The organism is Pseudomonas sp. HS6, from assembly GCF_023375815.1.
GTDB lineage: Bacteria > Pseudomonadota > Gammaproteobacteria > Pseudomonadales > Pseudomonadaceae > Aquipseudomonas.
In genome coordinates, this window is sequence record NZ_CP067412.1 from 3,061,506 (window position 1) to 3,080,349 (window position 18,844).

Genomic DNA, 18,844 nt, shown 5'->3' on the forward strand with positions numbered 1-18,844 from the left:
ACTGGAGAATGTCATGAGCAAGATCGCAATCATTGGTGCCACCGGCCGTGCCGGCAGCCAATTGCTGGAAGAAGCCCTGCGTCGCGGCCACAGCGTCACCGCCATCGCTCGGGACACCTCGAAGATCGGCGCCCGTGCCGGTGTGGTCAGCAAGAATGTCGACGTACTGGACGCCGCCGCGCTGCAAGACGCCGTCGCCGGTCACGATGTGGTGATCAGCGCCGCGCATTTCGCCACGGTGCCGGCCAGTGCGCTGATCGGTCCGGTGAAACAGGCCGGGGTGAAACGTCTGCTGGTGGTCGGCGGTGCCGGTTCGCTGCTGCTGCCGGACGGCACCCGCGTGATCGACAGCGCCGGTTTCCCGGCCGAGTACAAGGCTGAAGCCAGTGCCGGTGCGGCGTTCCTCGATGCCTTGCGTCAGGAGAAGGATCTGGACTGGACGTTCCTGTCGCCGTCGGCGCTGTTTGTCGAAGGCGAGCGCACCGGCAAGTTTCGAGTTGGCAAGGATGACTTGCTGGTGAGTGCTGAAGGCCAGAGCTCGATCAGCTTTGCCGACTACGCGATTGCGCTGATCGACGAAGTGGAAACGCCGAAGCATTCGCGTCAGCGGTTTACTGTCGGTTATTGAGGGGTTGGGTGGTTTTCGGGATTTGTGTCTGATCCGAAAGCCGGCCCTCACCCTAACCCTCTCCCGGAGGGAGAGGGGACTGATCGTGGATTTCTTTGGAGTTACATCGACCTGAAAGGTCGCACCGAATCCATAATCGCCCAGATTTTTCAGGTCGATGTATTACGTAAGACACCTCGGTCGGCTCCCTCTCCCTCCGGGAGAGGGCTGGGCGGGCGGCGTTCCGATGAGGGGCTGCTTCAACGAGTGTGCGCCTGCTCAACCAACCACCCCATCAATTCCTGCAATTTCGCCGAAGGCTCCGACGCCGGCGCCACGATGTAATAACCCAATCCCGTCTTCACCTTCAGATCGAACGGCATCACCAGTCGCCCGGCGTTCAAGTCATCGCCGATCAACGACCAGTCGCCGATCGCCACCCCCGTCCCGTGGGACGCCATCGACATCGCCTGATCCAACGTCTCGAAATGCTGACCGGTGCCGATGTTGCTCAAGTGCAGTTCGGCGGCTTCAAGCCACAGTGTCCAGTCGTCATCGGTGTGGGTCGGGTGCAGCAATAGATGTTGTTGCAGATCCGCCGGCGTGTGCAGGGCCGATGACCCCTTCAGCAGCCCCGGTGAACAGACCGGCGTCAGTTGTTCATCGAACAGATGCAAGGTCGCGGGTGAGTCGTGGGGCGCGGTGCCGTAGATCACCGCCGCGTCGAACTGCTCGCGATGAAAGTCCACCCCGTGTTGCAACGAAGCCGTGAGTTTCACCGGGACGTCCGGGCGCTCGCGCTGCCATTGCAGCAGGCGCGGCAACAACCAGCGCATCACGCAGCTCGGTGCCTTGAGTTGCAGGGTTTCGCGTTTGGCGCCGATCAGCTCCACCGAGTCGCCGATCAGGCTGAACACCTGCTGCACCCGTGGCAGCCATTCGCGACCTTCGGCCGTCAGTTCCAGGCCCCGGGCCAGGCGAATGAACAGCTCATAACCCAGATGTTCCTCCAGCCCGGCGATCTGCCGGCTCACCGCACCTTGAGTGATGTGCAACTGCTCGGCGGCCCGGGTGAAGTTGCAGCACTGCGCGGTGATCAGAAACGTATGCAGGGCGGGCAGGGGAGGCAGTCGTTTCATGTGGATCCAAGGTATGACGTGAGGACATGGCTAGTATGAGCTTTTATCGATTGTTGCGGCTACGGGTCGCCCGTTTCAATGAGGCCAATCACCGGTTCTTTTAAAGCCCGGTGCCTCAACGAACAAGAAGGGCAAAGACATGGCGACGTGTGGCGAAGTACTGGTCAAGTTACTCGAAGATTATGGGGTCGAGCAGGTGTTCGGCATTCCCGGGGTGCATACCGTGGAGCTGTATCGCGGGCTGGCCCGTTCGAGCATCAACCACGTCACCCCGCGCCACGAACAGGGCGCCGGCTTCATGGCCGACGGCTACGCCCGCACCAGCGGCAAACCGGGCGTGTGCTTCATCATCACCGGCCCGGGCATGACCAACATCACCACTGCCATGGGCCAGGCTTACGCCGATTCGATCCCGATGCTGGTGATTTCCAGTGTGCAGTCGCGCAGCCAATTGGGCGGTGGTCGCGGCAAGCTGCATGAGCTGCCGAACCAGAGCGCACTGGTCGGCGGCGTGGCGGCGTTCTCCCACACCCTGATGTCGGCGTCCGAATTGCCGGGCGTGCTGGCCCGTGCGTTTGCGCTGTTCCAGGCCGGGCGTCCGCGTCCGGTGCACATCGAAATTCCGCTGGACGTACTGGTCGAAGAAGCCGACGAACTGCTGGCCAGTGTGCCGGTCAACATCGACCGCGCCGGTGCAGCGCCGGCCGCCGTGAGCCGCATGAGCGAACTGTTGGCCGGCGCCCAGCGTCCGCTGATCCTCGCCGGCGGCGGCGCCATCGATGCCGCTGCCGAACTCACCGAACTGGCTGAACTGCTCGACGCACCGGTGGCCCTGACCATCAACGCCAAAGGCATGTTGCCGTCGAGCCATCCGCTGTTGATCGGTTCGACCCAGAGTCTGGTGGCGACCCGCGCACTGGTGGCCGATGCCGACGTGATCCTGGCGATCGGCACCGAACTGGCGGAAACCGATTACGACGTGACTTTCGCCGGCGGTTTCGAAATCCCCGGCAAGCTGCTGCGGGTCGATATCGATCCCGACCAGACCGTACGCAACTACCCGCCTCATGTGGCGCTGGTGGCCGATTCGCGCAACGCGGCGCAAGCATTGCTGAGCGCGCTGTCGCACAAGCCGCTGGCCGAGCGTCGCAACGACTGGGGTCAGGTACGCGCCGCGCGTCTGCGTGAAGACCTGGCCGCGACCTGGGATGCGCCGACGCTGGCCCAGACCCGTTTCCTCGAAACCGTGCTGCACGAACTGCCGAACGCGGTGTTCGTCGGTGACTCCACGCAACCGGTGTACACCGGCAACCTCACGTTCAACCCGGAGCGTCCGCGCCGCTGGTTCAACTCGTCCACCGGTTACGGCACCCTCGGTTACGCCTTGCCGGCGGCGATTGGCGCGTGGCTCGGTGGCCCTCTGGAACACGGTGCTCGTCCGCCGGTGGTGTGCCTGATCGGTGACGGTGGTCTGCAATTCACCCTGCCGGAACTGGCCAGCGCCGTGGAAGCACGCACGCCGGTGATCATCCTGCTGTGGAATAACCAGGGTTATGAAGAAATCAAGAAATACATGGTCAACCGCGCCATTGAGCCAGTGGGCGTGGACATCTACACCCCGGATTTCATCGGTGTGGCCAAGGCCCTGGGTTGCGCGGCGGAAGCGATCAGCTCCGCCGAACACCTGCGCGGTGCACTGCGCGCCGCCACCGATCGTCAGGGCCCGACCCTGATCGAAATCGACCAGACCCAATGGATGAAGGCGGTGGCCCAATGATGAATTTCCCGACCACACTCGATGGCCTGTACATCAACGGCCAATGGGCCGCCGGCCGCGAGCACCTGCGCGTGATCAACCCGGCCACTGAAGCGCTGCTGACCACGGTCAATGGCGGAGATGCAAACGCCGTCAACCAAGCGGTAACGGCCGCGACTGAAGCCTTCAAGGACTGGTCGAAAACCACCGGCGCCGAGCGCGGCGCGATCCTGCGCAACATCGCCAATGGCGTGCGCAACGGCCGCGAACATCTGATGAAGTTGCAGTCGAGCAACAACGGCAAACCGCAGTTTGAAGCGGGCATCGATGTCGATGACGTGATCGCCACCTTCGAGTACTACGCTGAACTCGCCGAAGGTCTCGATGCGAAACAGGACAGCGATGTGCCGCTGCCCAGCGACGACTTCAGCGCACGTCTGCGCCGCGAGCCGTGCGGTGTGGTCGGTTTGATCGTGCCGTGGAATTTCCCGATGGTCACCACCGCGTGGAAACTCGCGCCGGCCCTGGCCGCCGGTTGCTGCGTGGTGCTCAAGCCTTCGGAAGTCACGCCGCTGCCGGAACTGGAACTGGCAGCGATCATCGCCGAATCCGGTCTGCCCAAAGGCGTGTTCAACCTGGTGTGCGGCACCGGCCTGGCGGTCGGTGCGCCGCTGTCGGCAGACCCGCGCATCGCCAAGGTTTCCTTCACCGGCAGCAACGCCGTGGGTGTGCAGGTGATGCAGCGCGCCGCTGAAACCGTGAAGGGCGTGAGCCTGGAACTGGGTGGCAAATCCTCGCTGCTGATTCTGGAAGATGCCGACCTCGATCTGGCGGTGGAGCTGGCCTGCGGCGGTGGTTTCTTCAACGCCGGGCAGATGTGCTCGGCCACCAGCCGGGTGCTGGTCGCCGATGAACTGGCCGATGAATTCCTGATTCGCTTGAAGGCCCGCGCGGAAAAAATCCGTGTGGCCGACCCGTTCGATCCTGAAGTCGAGATGGGCGCGCTGGTCAATCAGGCGCAGTACCAGCGAGTGCTCGGTCACATCGACCGTGGCCTCAGTGCCGGGGCCAAGCTGATCTGTGGCGGCAATCGCCCGGCGGATCTGCCGCGCGGTTATTTCTTGCAGCCGACGATCTTCACCGAAGTGCCCCTCGACAGTGCGCTGTGGTGTGAAGAGATCTTCGGCCCGGTGATCTGCGTGCGTAGTTTCGCTACGGAAGCCGAGGCGATTGCCCTGGCCAACGACAGTCAGTTCGGTCTGGTCGCTAGTGTGGTCACGCGCAATGCCGAGACCGCGGATCGGGTCGCCAACGCCTTGCAGGCGGGGCTGGTGTGGCTCAACGCGCCGCAGGTGATCTTCCCGCAGACGGCGTGGGGCGGCTACAAACAGAGCAGCATCGGTCGCGAGTTGGGGCCGTGGGGCCTGGCGGCATTCCAGGAAATCAAGCACGTGATCCGCGCGCTCTGAATGCCCGAAAAAGTTCAACGCATGCCTCGCAACGAGGCATGCGCCGGCGTCATGGCTCCAATGAGTTTTTATCGATAGTCAGGTGTTTTGCACGACCTCAGGATGAACCCGCAGACCACGCTCAAGCCCTTTGAAATCGGGCGCTTGAGCAGTTCCGGTCAGGCAGATGCAAGGGTTGCGATCAGTCTCATACTTACAAGAATAATGGGAGTCCTAAATGGGCGAGCACGATCTGAACAGGCGTCAATTCATCAAAACCGTCGGCGTGGCCTCGGTGGCTGCGGCGGCCATGAGCATGCCCTTCATCCGGGCCAGTGCCAGCGACACCCGCTTTGCCGGCAAGACCCTGCGCCTGTTGACCTGGTCCGATGACACGGGCCTCGCTGCACTGCGCAACATCGCTGCGACCTTCGAAGCCAAGACCGGCGCCAAAGTGATTGCCGACCGCACCGGCAGCACCTCGGAAATGGTCGCCAAACTCAAGGCCGGCGGTGATCGTCCGCAGTACGACATCATCACCCTGGCCGGCGTTGGTGCCGAAGGTCTGGCCGCTGCCGGACTGCTGGAAAAACCCGATCTCAACCGCATTCCCAATCTGGTCGACGTCCCGGAAAAATACCGCACCGGGGCCAACGGTCACGGCATCGGTTACCTGCTGTGGTGCAACAGTCTGGTCTACAGCACCCGCACCCAGAAAGAAGCGCCGGACAGTTACGCCGCACTGTGGGACGCCGATCTGGCACCGAATATTTTCCTGCCGCCGCCGAACTGGACCGAGGCCATGGACCTGATCATCATCGCCGCCAAACTGGCCGGTGGTGACGAACACAACATCGAGCCGGGCTTCAAGAAACTCGCGGAGTTGAAAGACCGCGTGGTGACCCTGGGCGAAAACCCCAACCAGATCGCCGAGCTATTCCGCACCGGCTCCCTGGACATGGGCGGCCTGTATGCCCCGGCGTTTTTCCCCAAGCAGATCCGCGATCCGAACTACGGCCTCGGCGCCACGTTCGGCATGAAGGAAGGTTTCTACACCGACCTGATGCTCTCGGTGATGCCGAAGAACCGTCCGGGCGACACCGACCTGGCCTACGCCTTCATCGATCACTCCCTCGACCCGCTGGTGCAGGGCAAGATGGCCGAAGACATCTTCAACGGCCCGGTCAACGCCAAGGCGATCATCTCCGCCGAAGCGCGCAAGAGCCCGTTCATCCTCACGCCGGAGCAGATCGCGGAGAAGGCGATCATGCACGACAACGCCTTCCTGGCGACCGTGCATGACCAGTGGATTCGTCGCTACACGGAAATCTTTTCTTCCTGATCGAGTGATGGACGCAGGTTCTTCAAACACCGAAGTACCTGTGGGAGCTGGCTTGCCAGCGATAGCAATTTGTCAGTGACATCATGGTCGACAGGTAGGCCGTCATCGCTGGCAAGCCAGCTCCCACAAAGCTTGCGGTGGTTTGGAAGTCTGTGTCTGTCAGTTGTTTTTCCATTGACGAGATCATTGCTATGGAACATCAATCCCTGACCCAACCGGTCGGCGCGGGTGACGTGCGCCCGGCGCGCGGTGTTTCGCCGACTGCACGGGCGTGGTTTTTCCTCACGCCGTCGATGCTGTTTCTCGGCGTGCTGATTGCCGCCAGCCTGCTGGTGTTGCGCATGAGCGTCGGCACCAAGGGCGCGGAGTGGTCCGGTTTCAGCCTGGCCAGTTACGCCCAGTTGCTCGAACCCTACTACCTCAAATCGTTGCTGCTGACCTTGCGTCTGGCGCTGATCAGCGCGGTGATCGCGGTGGTGCTGGCGATCCCGGTGGCGTACACCATGTCGCGCCTGACCTCGCCATTCGTGCGGCGGATCTTCCTCGCGGCGGTGCTGTTGCCGTTGCTGGTCAACCTGCTGCTGCAAAGCTACGGCTGGCTGGTGATCCTTGGCCCCGGCGGCATGCTCAACCAGACCCTCATGGGCCTCGGTCTGATCAAGCGTCCGATCATGTTGCTGTACAACCAGAACGGCGTATTGATGGGCCTGGTGCAGACCGCGTTTCCGTTGGCGGTGCTGCCGATTGCCAGCGCCATGCGCGGCGTCGCCCGCAGCTACGAAGAAGCTGCCGCGACGCTTGGCGCCAGCCGTTTTCAGGTGTTCCGTCAGGTGGTGTTGCCGATGAGCCTGCCGGGGATCATCACCGGCGCGACGCTGGTGTTCGCCTACAACGCCAGCAGCTTCGTGGTGCCGTTGTTGCTTGGTGGTCGACGCGTGCCGATGCTCGCGGTGATGGTGCATGACCAGATTGCCCCGCTGATGAACTGGCCTGCCGCGTCCGCCGCCGGTGTGGTGCTGATCGTTACCACGCTCGCCATCATGACCTTGTCCGAATACGTCACCGGCCGCCGTCGCCGTCTGCTGGAGGCTTCGCAATGAGTGCCTTGATCAAGAAGCGTCAGTCGTTGTTGCCGGGCGACACCGGCAAGTTCGCCGGCATCCTGTCCGGGATCATTTTGTTCCTGGCCGTGTTGCCGATCCTGACCATGATCGTGATGTCGTTCAGCGGCGCATCGAACCTCGACTTCCCGCCGAGTAGCTACAGCCTGCAGTGGTACAAGGCGGCGTGGCACACCTTTGTCTCGCCGGACGCCAGCGATGTGCTGAGCCTCGGCCAGGCCATGGGCACCAGTTTGCTGGTGGCGTGCCTGACGATGATTTTCGCCACGCTGATCGCGGTGCCGGCGGCTTACGCGCTGACCCGTTGCGAGTTCCGTGGCAAGGGCGTGGCGCTGCAATTGATGTCGCTGCCGCTGGTGTTTCCGATGGTGGTACTGGGGCTGGCATTGCTGCTGGTGTTCGACAGCCTGCCGTTCCACATGACCACCTCGCGACTGGTGATTGCCCACGTGATTCTGGCGCTGCCGTTCGTGGTGAAGAACTGCACGGCGGCCATGCTTTCCATCGGCAGTGAAGTCGAAGAGGCCGCGCAGATGCTCGGCGCGTCGCCATTGAGGGCCATCGTCGACGTGGTGGTGCCGTTGATGAAGTCGGGGATTCTGGCGGGGATGTTGCTGGCGTTCATCGTCTCGTTCAACGAGTTCACCGTGACCTATTTCCTCTACACCATCGACGTCATGACCGTGCCGATCTGGATGTACAGCCGCACCGTGTCATCGCTCGACCCTACCGTGTTCTCGTTTGCCGTGCTGATCGTGCTGATCGACTTCGTCCTGATCTGGGCGCTGGAGAAGCTGGTCGGTGAGGGCGGCGTTTCCTTCTAGCTTTTGCCTGGAGGTGCCTGCGCTCGATCATGGTGCGTTAAAAGTCAGCTCAGAATGCTCATTGACTAAAGTCAACTCCGCTTCTTCGCAGACTTTTGCCTTGCCTGATCTTCGCTCGGCGACCTCCAGCCAAAACCCTGATTTCTTGAGGTGATTTATGTCTGGTCTGATTCTGGAAAACGTCGAGAAGCACTACGGCTCGGCCTGCGCGGTACAAGACGTGAACCTGCATTTGCCCGAGGGCAAACTGGTGTGCTTCCTCGGCCCGTCGGGCTGCGGCAAGACCACGTTGCTGCGAATGATCGCCGGGCTGGAAACCCTCACCGGCGGCGAGATCCGCCTGGACGGCGAGGACATCGGTCACACCCCGGCGCACCTGCGCAACTTTGGCATGGTGTTTCAGTCGCTGGCGTTGTTCCCGCACATGACCGTGGGCGAGAACATCGCCTATCCGCTGAAACTGCGGGGCGTGAGCAAGGTTGATCAACAGGCGCGGGTGGTGGAGTTGCTGGAGCTGATCCAGCTGCAACCGATGATTGATCGTCCGGTGGCCAAGCTCTCCGGCGGCCAGCGTCAGCGAGTGGCGATTGCCCGGGCGATTGCCTCGCACCCGAAAATCCTGTTGCTCGACGAACCGCTGTCGGCGCTGGACGCCAAGTTGCGCGAGTCGATGCAGGTGGAAATCCGCCAACTGCAACAACGCCTGAACATCACCACCATCATGGTCACCCACGACCAGCGCGAAGCCATGACCATGGCCGATATCGTCGTGGTCCTCGGTGAGCATCGGGTGCAGCAGGTGGGCACGCCGATTGAAATCTATCGGCACCCGGCCAACGAGTTCGTCGCGGACTTTATCGGCTCCGGCAACATCTTCCCGGCCACAGCGCTGGGCGATGGCAAGGTGGCGCTGCCGGGCGGCGATGCCCTGCAAGTGCCGATCTGCAGCAGCATCGTGGTCGGGCAGAAGGTGAAAATGCTGATCCGCCCGGAAGACCTGCAACTGTCGGCGCCCCAGGCCACGGCGGGCAATCGCCTGCTGGGCAAGGTGACGTTCGTGCGGGATATCGGCGCGACGATCGAGACCACGGTGGAGTGTTCCGGGGTGACGTTTACGGCGCTGAGTACGCCGTGTCAGGGCATTGGGTTAGGGATCGGGCATCCGGTGTCGGTGACGTTGCCGAGTGAGGCGTGTCGGGTGTTGGGCGTGTGATTGGTGTTCTGCTCAGCATCGCTCCCTCACCCCAGCCCTCTCCCGGAGGGAGAGGGGGCCGACCGAGGTGTTTGTTCGAGGTACATCGACCTGAAAAATCAAGGTGAACTCGAGTTTGAAAGCAACAGCGATCGGCTCCCTTTCCCCCTCGCCCCCTTGGGGGAGAGGGCTGGGGTGAGGGGGTAGCTTTTAGACGCTCAGCCGCAACCGCGCCAGATCCCTCAACGGCGGCGCCCCAAACAACCGGCTGTACTCACGACTGAACTGCGACGGACTTTCATACCCCACCCGATACCCCGCCGCCGAAGCCTCCAGCCCTTCAGCCAACATCAACCGCCGCGCCTCCTGCAGCCGCAGCTGCTTCTGATACTGCAACGGACTCATCGCCGTCATTGCCTTGAAACGGTGATGCAGGGTCGAGACGCTGAGGTTCACTTCCTTCGCCAGATCATCAATGCGCAGCGGCTGTTCGAAGTTGCCGTTGAGCCATTTGATCGCCTGGCTGATGCGGTGGCTCTGGCTGTTGGCGATGGCGATTTCGTACAGCCGATGGCCCTGCGGGCTGCGCAGCAGGCGATAGAGAATCTCACGGCGGATCAGCGGCGCGAGCATGGCGATGTCTTTCGGTGTGTCCAACAGACGGGCCAGACGCAGCACTGCATCGAGCATGGCGCTGTCGATCTTTTCCACATACAGACCGCGCCCGGTCGGCCGGGTCGGTACGCCCATCGGGCCGGCATCGGCGATCAGCGCGGTGATTTCCGCAGGATCGATGTCCAGGCGCACGGCGAGAATCGGGTCTTCAGGCGAGACATTCACCACCCGCCCGCTCAACGGCATCGAGACCGAGACCACCAGGTAATTCAGCGGGTCGTAATTAAAGAACTCGTCCGCCAGCCGCACCTCTTTACGACCCTGGGCCATGATGCACAGCGCCGGTTGCGCGAGCACCGGGGCGAAGTCATGGGATTGGGTGTGGCGCGACATGAACAGCGAGCCGACGGCGGTGGCATAACTGCCATCTTCGGACGTGTTGCGGCGAATGATGGCCGCCAGTTCCGCGCGCTGCTTTTCCATGTCAGCTGCCATGTCGGCATCGGGCGTCGCCTGAAAACGATCGAATGACGTCATGCACAGCCTCCTCGGCAAGGGATGGAATGGGAGCAGAGCATAAGTTTGTGCAAGCGCAAGCGGTAGACACATCCTGCGAAATGCTTGCCTGATCCTGCATGGCGTTGTCTACCTGTCCAGACATGACAGGGCGCCTCCCGGAAAACTTGCTCGAAATCGGTGTGACAGGACGGTGACAGCAATTCACGGCTTGTTACAGGGCTGAAAGACAGTCTCGCAGGATTGTGCAACGCGACGGCAGGAATCGACTAACGGCGAACGCTGCCCGGCCCTTAACCTTGGATCCTGTCGCAGCCCGTCCCCGGCTGCCACGCGACTCCCTGGGAGGGTTGAACATGTCCAAGCAGATTCCCGTCAGTCATATGGCCTTCGTTCGAGCGCGCGCCGGGCGCTCGGCGGAACTCGGCATGCGCCTGAGCGCGCTGATCGAACCATCCCGTGCCGCCGTCGGTTGCCTGAGCTTTTCCTTGCAGCATTCGCAGTGTGATCCGGAGTTGTGGCTGGTTTCCGGTTTCTGGAATAACCAGCAATCGATGACCGCTTACTTCAGCAGCCCGTCGATGGAAGTCTTTGCCGAGCTGGTGCAGGATCTGGTGGTCAACAGCCTGGATTTCCACACGTTTAAAGACGTGTCGGCGGCGCAGGTGCTGGGTCAAAGTTGCGCGCCGATACACAAACTCGCCGGTTGAGGGTTTAATGGCCGGCCTATCTGACTGAGCCAGGACCTGCGATATGGCACGTAAAGAGTTCGAACACTTCGAAGCGGTTTCCGCTGTAGTCCCCGTCGAGTTGGGCAGCAACAAGGGTTATCACGCGGCAATCGCGGTCAAGGCCCTGGTCGACGGCGGTGCGCCACGCTTTCACAAATTGTTGAATGACCAGGTGTTCCCTGGTGCCATTGCCGCCGATGAAGCGGCCATCAATGAGCTGGACAAGCTCAAGGGCGTCACTGATGACGCCGAGCTGATCTGGTAACCGCGTTTACTTGACGGCGCCCGGGCGCCACATCTTGAACAATGCCTCCGGCCCCAGCTGGAAGTAGTCCGCCGGCCCGCCGCCGCGCAGAATCGGTTCTGCGGCGGCGGTGTCGTAGATCCCGTCCTTCAATAGCCATTTGGCAATGTGCACGGCAACCACTTCGCCGAGCACCAGCCAGCTCGGCACCGTCTCGCCGTCGGCGCGCTGCAACTGAATGATCTGCGTGACCTTGCACTCGAAGGACACCGGGCTTTCGGCCACACGCGGCACGGCAATCACCTTCGACGCCACCGGCGTCAGCCCCGCCAGTTCGAACTCGTTGACCTCGGGCGCGACCGCTGCGCAGCTCTGGTTCATCTGCTCGGCCAGCGGCCGGGTTGCGAGGTTCCAGACGAACTCGCCGGTCTGCTCGATGTTGTTCAGGCTGTCTTTGCGCCCGACACTGGAGAACCCGATGATCGGCGGAATGTAGTTGAATGCGTTGAAAAAGCTGTAAGGCGCCAGGTTCAGCTTGCCCTCGGCATCCTGCGAAGAAATCCAGCCGATAGGACGCGGACCGACGATCGCGTTGAACGGATCGTGGGGCAGGCCGTGGCCGTTGGCCGGTTCGTAGAAATGGATGTCATCGGGCATGGCGAGGTGTTCCTGAAGGCTTTTATAAGCGGCCAATAGTGCAAGTCCGATCCACGAAGATCAAATGCCGACCTTTAGAAATGAACAAGCCCGGCAATGGCCGGGCTTTGGTGTCTGGATACTGCCGATCAGCTAATGGCTGCAGCCGTACCGGTTTTATCGAAACCGTCAGCAGCGATGGCGTTGGCGGTGCCGGTCTTGTCGAAGCCGTCGGCAGCGATGGCAGCAGCAGTGCCAGTCTTGTCGAAGCCATCGGCAGCAACCGCTTTGCCAACGTTGGTTTTATCGAAACCATCGGCAGCGTAGGTGCCCGAGTGGCTGGTTTCGATGGCGGCGCTGGCGCCGGAAATGAAATCGGCGGATTTGGTTTTGTCCGAGCCATCGGCGGCGAAGGTGTTGGCGGCCAGTACGGACAGGGTCAGGGCGAGGATCAGTTTGGTTTTCATGGTCGTTCTCCAGATTCGAAATTCGTTGGCGATGTGTTTCGCATGGGGTTCATGCTACGCCAACTAAATTGATTAAAAAGCGCAAAATAATGCTAAAAACAATCGATTAACTTGATGTTAAGGGCGGCGCATTCAAGTCGCTTTCGTCGTCGAAGCGAGCGTCGCGCAGGTCATCGATCAGGTAAGTGCAGGATGCGGCAGGGGCATTAACCGGTGATTAATCGCTGCTTTTGGCTTGTGTGACAGATTTTTCATACATTCCCGACCGGTTTTTCACCCTCATAACGCCAGTCTGCCGGCGGCCAGAAAACCAAGAACCGGCCGTCACACACTGGAGCTTTACCTGCAATGAACAAACTGCCTCAAATCACCCTGGCCTTCTGGGTCATGAAAATCTGCGCGACGACCCTGGGGGAAACCGCGGGGGATTTGCTGTCGATGACCCTCAACGTCGGCTACGCCATGAGCTCGCTGATCCTGATCAGCGTGTTTGTCCTGACGCTGATCACGCAACTGATGGCCAAGACTTACAAGCCGCTGCTGTACTGGATCGTGATCCTGTCGACCAGCACCGCCGGCACCACCATGTCCGACTTCATGGACCGCACGCTGGAGCTGGGCTACGCCACAGGTTCCATGATCCTGATCGCGATCCTGCTGGCGATCTTCGCGGCGTGGCGCCTGAGCGGCGATTCGCTCAATGTCACCAAGGTGCAGAGCTTTCGCGGCGAGATGTTCTACTGGATGGCGATCCTGTTCTCCAACACCCTGGGCACCGCGCTCGGCGATTACCTGGCGGACGACTCGGGCCTGGGCTTCGCCGGTGGTGCGCTGTTGATCGGCTCGGCGATTGCGGTGGTGGTACTGCTCAAGTACTTCACGAAGATTTCGTCGGTGGCGCTGTTCTGGGTAGCGTTCGTGTTGACCCGGCCGTTTGGCGCGACCCTGGGCGACTTGATGACCAAGTCCCATGAGAAGGGCGGTCTGGACTTCGGCACCATCGGTTCGTCGGCGGTGCTGGCGGGGATTCTGTTGGTGATGATCGTGGGCGCGTCTTATGCGCAGAAGCGCTTTGGCAACAAACAGGGCGTTGCCGAATTGTCCTGATACCGAGGTGACTTCAATCGCGAGCAAGCTCGCTCCCACAGGGTCAGTTGTACGCCGATCCAATGTGGGAGCGAGCTTGCTCGCGATGGGGCCAGAACAGCCACCATTGCAGTGGCTGAATAAACCCGGTCAGTCAGTGACGATGCGCGAATGTTTCTGGGTGTCTTTCATGGTGATGTACACCAACAGGGACACCGCAATGCACGCGGTCACGTACCAGTAGTAACCTGTTTCCATGCCGATGCTCTTGAACCACAGCGCGATGTATTCGGCGGTGCCGCCAAAGATCGACACGGTCAGTGCGTATGGCAGGCCGACGCCCAGGGCGCGGATTTCGGTCGGGAACAGCTCGGCCTTCACCACGGCGTTGATCGAGGTGTAGCCGCTGACGATGATCAGCGCCGCCATGATCAGGAAGAATGCGCCCCACCAGGTCTGGATGGTGTGCAGGGTCATCAGGATCGGCACGGTGAAGATCGTACCGAGCACGCCGAACGCGATCAGGATCGGACGACGACCGATCTTGTCGGACAGGCCGCCGATGATCGGTTGCAGGCACATGAACAGGAACAGCGTCGCTGCGGAAATGGTGGTGGAGTCGGAGATGCTCATGCCGACGGTGTTCACCAGGTATTTCTGCATGTAGGTGGTGTAGGTGTAGAACGCCAGCGTCCCGCCCATGGTCAGGCCGACCACGGTGAGCAGTTCCTTCGGATGACGCAACAAGGTGCGCATGGCGCTTTCCTTGGACTTCTCTTTCTTGGTGAACGACTCGGTTTCTTCCATGCCACGACGCAGGTACAACGCAACCACGGCACACAGCGCGCCGATGGCGAACGGGATGCGCCAGCCCCAGGCGTACAGCTGTTCGGTGGTGAGCATGTTCTGCAGCACGATCAACACGCCCAGCGCGATGAGCTGGCCGGAAATCAGGGTCACGTACTGGAAGCTGGAGAAAAAGCCGCGACGTTCCTTGGTTGCCATCTCCGACAGGTAAGTGGCGGAAGTGCCGTACTCGCCACCGACCGACAGGCCCTGCAGCAGACGGGCGAACACCAGCAGGATCGGCGCACCGATGCCGATGGTTTCGTAGTTCGGGCTCAGCGCAATCAGCAGGGAGCCGAAGCACATCAGATACACCGAGGCCATCAGCGCTTTTTTACGTCCGACCTTGTCGGCGTACAGGCCCATCAGCCAGCCACCGATCGGACGCATCAGAAAGCCCACGGCGAAGATCGCGGCGGTGTTCATCAATTGGGCGGTGGTGGAACCGGCGGGGAAGAAGGTCTTGGCGAAGTACAGTGAGAAGGCGGCGTAGACGTACCAGTCGTACCACTCAACCATGTTGCCGACGGAACCGCTGAAGATCGACTTGATGCGACTGGCGGTGGTTCGTTCTTTGACCGGCACGGCAGCCGACCCAAGAGGCAGGGCGTTGGAGTTATCCATTGAAGGATCCTTCGTTTAATTGTTTTTGTGGAGCGCGTTGAAACGCAGCCTGCGATGGCTATAGCAGGAGCTGTGCCAACGGGGGGAGGGCCGGTTTAGAGGGGGTCGCGCAAAGTGTTGAGCGGAAATCCGCTTACGGAATAGTGTTTGTGAGCGGAAAGTTGCTTATTGGAGCGCAGATCAAGAACCCCTCACCCTAACCCTCTCCCGGGGGGAGAGGGGACTGACCGAGTTGTACTTTTGAGGTACATCGACCTGAATTATCGAGTCGAACTCAGGTTTGAAAACCAGCGCAGATCGGCTCCCTTTCCCCCTCACCCTAGCCCTCCCGAAACGTCGGACCGCCCGGGGGGAGAGGGGACTGACCGAGTTGTACTTTCGGGGTACATCGACCTGAATTATCGAGTTGAACTCAGGTTTGAAAACCAGCGCAGATCGGCTCCCTTTCCCCCTCACCCCCTTGGGGAGAGGGTTGGGGTGAGGGGATGGATTTCAGCCACACAGAAATTCCCGACCCAGCCTCAATCAGCCAAAAACATCTCCCGGCTCAACCCATGCCGCTGCATCTTTTCATTGAAGGTACGCCGGGGCAGTTGCAGTTCCTCAAGCACGGCTTTCACATCGCCCTTGTGCCGGGTCAAAGCCGCCCGCAGACACTGTGCTTCAAACGCCTCCTGCTGCGCCGCCAGCGACTGGCCCGGATCGATGCCCTGAACCGGTTCATCCAGCCCCAGCACTTGCCGCTCGGCGACGTTCGCCAGTTCCCGCACATTACCTGGCCAGTCATGACTCAGTAGGTGACTCAACTGCGCACCACTGAGCGGCGGAAACGTCCGGCCCAAACGCTGGGCGGCGCTCTGGGCGAAGGATTCGAACAACAGCGGAATGTCTTCCCGACGATCACGCAACGGCGGCAGGCGCAATTCGGCGACGTTCAGGCGATACGCCAGGTCTTCACGAAAACGCCCGGCCCGCGCTTCATCCAGCAGATCGGGTTTGGTCGCCGCGACGATCCGCAAGTCCACCCGAATGCTCTGGTTCGACCCCAGCCGTTCAAGCTTCTGCTCCTGCAACACCCGCAGCAGTTTCACCTGCTGGGCCAGCGGCATGCTTTCGATTTCATCGAGAAACAGCGTGCCGCCATCGGCGTATTCCAGCTTGCCGATGCGCTTGCCGGAGGCCCCGGTGAACGCTCCGCTCTCATGGCCGAACAACTCGGCTTCGAACAGCTGCTCGGGGATCGCCGCGCAGTTCAGCGCCACAAACGGTTTGTCGGCGCGCGGGCCGAAGTCGTGCAGGCAACGGGCGACCAGTTCCTTGCCGCTGCCGGTCTCGCCGCGGATCAGCACGTTGACCGGCAGGGTCGCCAGATCGAGTACCTGCCGGCGCAAGGTCTGCAAACCACGGGATACACCGAGCAACGTCGCATCGAGTTTGGCGCGGTTGTCGGCCTGTTCGTGCAGGGCGCGGTTTTCCAGCACCAGTCGGCGTTTGTCCAGTGCCCGGCGCAGGCTGCCGAGCAGGGTCTCGGGGCTGAAGGGTTTTTCCAGGAAGTCGTAGGCGCCGTCGCGCATCGCTTCGACCGCCATCGGCACGTCGCCGTGGCCGGTGAGCAGAATCACCGGCAGGTCGGCATCCCGGCGTTGCACTTCGGCCAGCAGTTCAAGACCGCTGAGGCCAGGCATGCGCACGTCGCTGACAATCACCCCGGCAAAATGCGCGGGCAGCGCCGCCAGGCATTCCTCGGCGCGGCTGAACAGCTGCACCTCGAACCCGGACAGGCTCAGCCATTGCTCGACGGCACTGCGAATGCTGCTTTCGTCATCGACCACCATCACCGCATTAAGCATCAGATGTGCGCCTCCAGATCGATCGGCAACGTCAGGCTGAACACCGCGCCGTTGTCGCCATTGTCGGCGCTCAGGCGCCCGCCGGATTCGTGGACGATGGCAAACGACACCGCCAGCCCCAGACCGAGGCCGTCACCCACCGGTTTAGTGGTGAAGAACGGATCGAATACCTGACCCAGATGTTCTTCGGCAATACCGCCGCCATTGTCGATGACGCTCAGGCGCCACAGTTGTTCGTCGGCTTCCAGACGGATTTCCAGACGCTTGCAAGGTTTGCCTTGCATAGCGTCGAGGGCATTGCGCAGCAGGTTGATCAGCACCTGTTCGAGGCGGATCGCATCGCCGCGCACCCAGGCCGGGCGGGTCAGGTGCAGCACGAGGCTGACCTGTTCGTCGCGCATTCTCGCGTCCAGTAATTGCAGGGCCTGATCGACCACTGTCGCCAGATCCAGTCGCTCGCGCAAACCGCTGGGGCTCTTGCGGGCGAAGGTTTTCAGGTGGCCGGTGAGGGCCGCCATGCGCGTGAGCATTTCATCCACCGGTTTGAGCGCCTTGTAGGCGTCATCGACGCGGCCGTGATCGAGTAGCAGCCTCAGAGTTGCAAGCTGCATGCGCTGAGCGGTCAGCGGCTGATTGATTTCGTGGGCCAGCGCGGCGGACATCTGCCCCAGTGCCGCGAGTTTCGCTGATTGCACCAGTCCGTCCTGAGCGGTACGCAAGTCGCGGGTACGTTCTTCGACCAGTTGCTCAAGCTCTTCGCGGCTACGCTGGCGCATCTTCGCCAGACGCCAGCGCTGGTTGAGGAACAACAGCAGGAACACCAGCGCCAGCCACACCCCGGCAGCGGCGAGCCCGGCATTGCGCTGGTCTTCGAAGGACAATTGCGGGTGTCGCAGCAGGTGCAGAGTCCAGCCTTCGGCGGTCAGCGGCAGCGATTCCCACAGATAATCCGCTGTGCCCTGGGGGCCTTCGACACGGCGTAGATCACTGTTGTCGTCGAAGCGACGCAGCGACAGATGAGTCAGCGGAACCAGCAACTGTTTGTCGTATTGGCGGGTGGCCTTGATCTCTTTGTAATCGGCCGGGCTCAGCGGATGCAGGAGGCGATAGCGCCAGTCGGGCTGGTTGGCGATGAAAATGATCCCACGCGCATCGCTGACCAACAGGGTGTCGCTGCCCTGGCTCCATTCACGCTCCAGCTCCGGGAATTCGAGCTTGACCACCATCGCCCCGAGGAACTCGCCGTTGTCGCCGAGCACCGCGCTGGACAGGAAATAACCGGGAATCCCGCTGGTCACACCAACCGCGTAGAAACGCCCGGTGCCCTGGGTGCGGGTCTGACTGAAATAGGGGCGAAAGCCATAGTTGTGGCCGACGTAACTGCTGGGCAGACGCCAGTTGCTGGCTGCCACCGCGAGGCCGGTGTGGTCGAGCAGTTCAAGGGTCGAGGATTGTGCGGCGCCGTTGATCTTTTCCAGCTTCAGGTTGAGTGCGGATTGCTGTTCGGCGTTGACCGGACCGGCCAGCGCTGCGCGCAATTGCGGGTCCAATGCCAGCACGGCGGGCAGGGCGCGGTAGCGGTCGATCAGGGTGTGCAGCGAATTGGCGTACAGCGCCAATTGCTGGTTGGCCCGGGCGGCATCTTCCTCCAGGGCCTGGCGTTCGGCATGACGAATGGCAAACGTGGCGGCAAGGGCGGCCCCCGCCAGAATGAGGAACGCATAAAGGGTCATGCGTAGGAAGCGAGAAGTCGCAGGCATGCTTTGGCAAACGTCGAGAGTCGGGCCGGCACGATAGCAC

At 61.6% G+C, this 18,844-nt stretch carries 17 protein-coding genes; 10 read left to right on the forward strand and 7 right to left on the reverse strand.

The annotated features are described in order from the left end of the window. The first annotated feature begins 13 nt into the window (after positions 1–13). Positions 14–628: an NAD(P)-dependent oxidoreductase gene (locus JJN09_RS13865; RefSeq protein ID WP_249490616.1), complete on the forward strand. Its 615-nt coding sequence runs from the start codon at positions 14–16 to the stop codon at positions 626–628. A gap of 239 nt (positions 629–867) precedes the next feature. Here the strand turns inward: JJN09_RS13865 and JJN09_RS13870 are convergent, their stop codons facing one another. Next, a complete protein-coding gene (locus JJN09_RS13870; protein ID WP_249490617.1) occupies positions 868–1,746 on the reverse strand; it encodes a LysR substrate-binding domain-containing protein in 879 nt (292 codons plus the stop codon). A gap of 139 nt (positions 1,747–1,885) precedes the next feature. Here JJN09_RS13870 and JJN09_RS13875 point away from each other — a divergent pair, with 139 nt between their 5' ends. The 6 genes from JJN09_RS13875 to JJN09_RS13900 all read left to right on the forward strand — a co-directional run bounded on the left by JJN09_RS13875 (position 1,886) and on the right by JJN09_RS13900 (position 9,450). Further along, positions 1,886–3,523 (forward strand): 5-guanidino-2-oxopentanoate decarboxylase, encoded by a 1,638-nt coding sequence (locus tag JJN09_RS13875; RefSeq protein ID WP_249490618.1) that lies wholly within the window; start codon positions 1,886–1,888, stop codon positions 3,521–3,523. Next, the gene (locus JJN09_RS13880; RefSeq protein ID WP_249490806.1) at positions 3,523–4,971 is read left to right on the forward strand and encodes an aldehyde dehydrogenase family protein; all 1,449 of its coding nucleotides are present in this window, start codon (positions 3,523–3,525) and stop codon (positions 4,969–4,971) included. The genes JJN09_RS13875 and JJN09_RS13880 overlap by 1 nt, the downstream gene beginning before the upstream one ends. Positions 4,972–5,188: 217 nt before the next feature. Next, positions 5,189–6,292 (forward strand): ABC transporter substrate-binding protein, encoded by a 1,104-nt coding sequence (locus JJN09_RS13885; RefSeq protein WP_249490619.1) that lies wholly within the window; start codon positions 5,189–5,191, stop codon positions 6,290–6,292. Between the two features lie 191 nt (positions 6,293–6,483). Beyond that, complete coding sequence (locus JJN09_RS13890) at positions 6,484–7,392, forward strand: ABC transporter permease (RefSeq protein ID WP_249490620.1); 909 nt, start codon at positions 6,484–6,486, stop codon at positions 7,390–7,392. Further along, a complete protein-coding gene (locus JJN09_RS13895; RefSeq protein WP_064599073.1) occupies positions 7,389–8,237 on the forward strand; it encodes an ABC transporter permease in 849 nt (282 codons plus the stop codon). Before JJN09_RS13890 ends, JJN09_RS13895 begins: the two co-directional genes overlap by 4 nt. A 157-nt stretch (positions 8,238–8,394) precedes the next feature. Continuing rightward, complete coding sequence (locus JJN09_RS13900; RefSeq protein ID WP_249490621.1) at positions 8,395–9,450, forward strand: ABC transporter ATP-binding protein; 1,056 nt, start codon at positions 8,395–8,397, stop codon at positions 9,448–9,450. Between the two features lie 189 nt (positions 9,451–9,639). Here the strand turns inward: JJN09_RS13900 and JJN09_RS13905 are convergent, their stop codons facing one another. Further along, positions 9,640–10,581, reverse strand: coding sequence for an AraC family transcriptional regulator (locus tag JJN09_RS13905; RefSeq protein ID WP_249490622.1), 942 nt, complete (start codon positions 10,579–10,581; stop codon positions 9,640–9,642). Positions 10,582–10,916: 335 nt separating this feature from the next. On the opposite strand from JJN09_RS13905, the gene JJN09_RS13910 reads away from it, so the two are divergent. Further along, the gene (locus JJN09_RS13910; RefSeq protein WP_249490623.1) at positions 10,917–11,270 is read left to right on the forward strand and encodes a putative quinol monooxygenase; all 354 of its coding nucleotides are present in this window, start codon (positions 10,917–10,919) and stop codon (positions 11,268–11,270) included. A gap of 43 nt (positions 11,271–11,313) precedes the next feature. Further along, positions 11,314–11,556, forward strand: coding sequence for a hypothetical protein (locus JJN09_RS13915; RefSeq protein ID WP_096818378.1), 243 nt, complete (start codon positions 11,314–11,316; stop codon positions 11,554–11,556). A 6-nt stretch (positions 11,557–11,562) separates the two neighbouring features. Here JJN09_RS13915 and JJN09_RS13920 read toward each other — a convergent pair whose 3' ends face one another. Beyond that, positions 11,563–12,192, reverse strand: a complete 630-nt coding sequence (locus JJN09_RS13920) for a flavin reductase family protein (RefSeq protein WP_114885139.1) — start codon at positions 12,190–12,192, stop codon at positions 11,563–11,565. Positions 12,193–12,320: 128 nt separating this feature from the next. Further along, positions 12,321–12,638: a hypothetical protein gene (locus JJN09_RS13925; protein WP_249490624.1), complete on the reverse strand. Its 318-nt coding sequence runs from the start codon at positions 12,636–12,638 to the stop codon at positions 12,321–12,323. Positions 12,639–12,986: 348 nt separating this feature from the next. On the opposite strand from JJN09_RS13925, the gene JJN09_RS13930 reads away from it, so the two are divergent. After that, positions 12,987–13,745: a hypothetical protein gene (locus tag JJN09_RS13930; RefSeq protein WP_249490625.1), complete on the forward strand. Its 759-nt coding sequence runs from the start codon at positions 12,987–12,989 to the stop codon at positions 13,743–13,745. Positions 13,746–13,874: 129 nt separating this feature from the next. On the opposite strand, the gene JJN09_RS13935 is transcribed toward JJN09_RS13930, so the two are convergent. The 3 genes from JJN09_RS13935 to JJN09_RS13945 form a co-directional block, all read right to left on the reverse strand. After that, the gene (locus tag JJN09_RS13935) at positions 13,875–15,194 is read right to left on the reverse strand and encodes an MFS transporter (protein WP_249490626.1); all 1,320 of its coding nucleotides are present in this window, start codon (positions 15,192–15,194) and stop codon (positions 13,875–13,877) included. Between the two features lie 521 nt (positions 15,195–15,715). Next, positions 15,716–17,044 carry a sigma-54 dependent transcriptional regulator gene (locus JJN09_RS13940; RefSeq protein ID WP_249490627.1) on the reverse strand — a complete coding sequence of 443 codons (1,329 nt, stop codon included), beginning with the start codon at positions 17,042–17,044 and terminating at the stop codon, positions 15,716–15,718. Beyond that, complete coding sequence (locus JJN09_RS13945; protein ID WP_249490628.1) at positions 17,044–18,804, reverse strand: ATP-binding protein; 1,761 nt, start codon at positions 18,802–18,804, stop codon at positions 17,044–17,046. The genes JJN09_RS13940 and JJN09_RS13945 overlap by 1 nt, the downstream gene beginning before the upstream one ends. Positions 18,805–18,844: the final 40 nt, after the last annotated feature.

What these genes read in the sequence shown, in the direction of transcription:
- JJN09_RS13865 (WP_249490616.1), top strand. Translation starts at nt 14, where the DNA reads ATGAGCAAGATCGCAATCATTGGTGCCACCGGCCGTGCCGGCAGCCAA.
- JJN09_RS13870 (WP_249490617.1), bottom strand. Translation starts at nt 1,746, where the DNA reads ATGAAACGACTGCCTCCCCTGCCCGCCCTGCATACGTTTCTGATCACC.
- JJN09_RS13875 (WP_249490618.1), top strand. Translation starts at nt 1,886, where the DNA reads ATGGCGACGTGTGGCGAAGTACTGGTCAAGTTACTCGAAGATTATGGG.
- JJN09_RS13880 (WP_249490806.1), top strand. Translation starts at nt 3,523, where the DNA reads ATGAATTTCCCGACCACACTCGATGGCCTGTACATCAACGGCCAATGG.
- JJN09_RS13885 (WP_249490619.1), top strand. Translation starts at nt 5,189, where the DNA reads ATGGGCGAGCACGATCTGAACAGGCGTCAATTCATCAAAACCGTCGGC.
- JJN09_RS13890 (WP_249490620.1), top strand. Translation starts at nt 6,484, where the DNA reads ATGGAACATCAATCCCTGACCCAACCGGTCGGCGCGGGTGACGTGCGC.
- JJN09_RS13895 (WP_064599073.1), top strand. Translation starts at nt 7,389, where the DNA reads ATGAGTGCCTTGATCAAGAAGCGTCAGTCGTTGTTGCCGGGCGACACC.
- JJN09_RS13900 (WP_249490621.1), top strand. Translation starts at nt 8,395, where the DNA reads ATGTCTGGTCTGATTCTGGAAAACGTCGAGAAGCACTACGGCTCGGCC.
- JJN09_RS13905 (WP_249490622.1), bottom strand. Translation starts at nt 10,581, where the DNA reads ATGACGTCATTCGATCGTTTTCAGGCGACGCCCGATGCCGACATGGCA.
- JJN09_RS13910 (WP_249490623.1), top strand. Translation starts at nt 10,917, where the DNA reads ATGTCCAAGCAGATTCCCGTCAGTCATATGGCCTTCGTTCGAGCGCGC.
- JJN09_RS13915 (WP_096818378.1), top strand. Translation starts at nt 11,314, where the DNA reads ATGGCACGTAAAGAGTTCGAACACTTCGAAGCGGTTTCCGCTGTAGTC.
- JJN09_RS13920 (WP_114885139.1), bottom strand. Translation starts at nt 12,192, where the DNA reads ATGCCCGATGACATCCATTTCTACGAACCGGCCAACGGCCACGGCCTG.
- JJN09_RS13925 (WP_249490624.1), bottom strand. Translation starts at nt 12,638, where the DNA reads ATGAAAACCAAACTGATCCTCGCCCTGACCCTGTCCGTACTGGCCGCC.
- JJN09_RS13930 (WP_249490625.1), top strand. Translation starts at nt 12,987, where the DNA reads ATGAACAAACTGCCTCAAATCACCCTGGCCTTCTGGGTCATGAAAATC.
- JJN09_RS13935 (WP_249490626.1), bottom strand. Translation starts at nt 15,194, where the DNA reads ATGGATAACTCCAACGCCCTGCCTCTTGGGTCGGCTGCCGTGCCGGTC.
- JJN09_RS13940 (WP_249490627.1), bottom strand. Translation starts at nt 17,044, where the DNA reads ATGCTTAATGCGGTGATGGTGGTCGATGACGAAAGCAGCATTCGCAGT.
- JJN09_RS13945 (WP_249490628.1), bottom strand. Translation starts at nt 18,804, where the DNA reads ATGCCTGCGACTTCTCGCTTCCTACGCATGACCCTTTATGCGTTCCTC.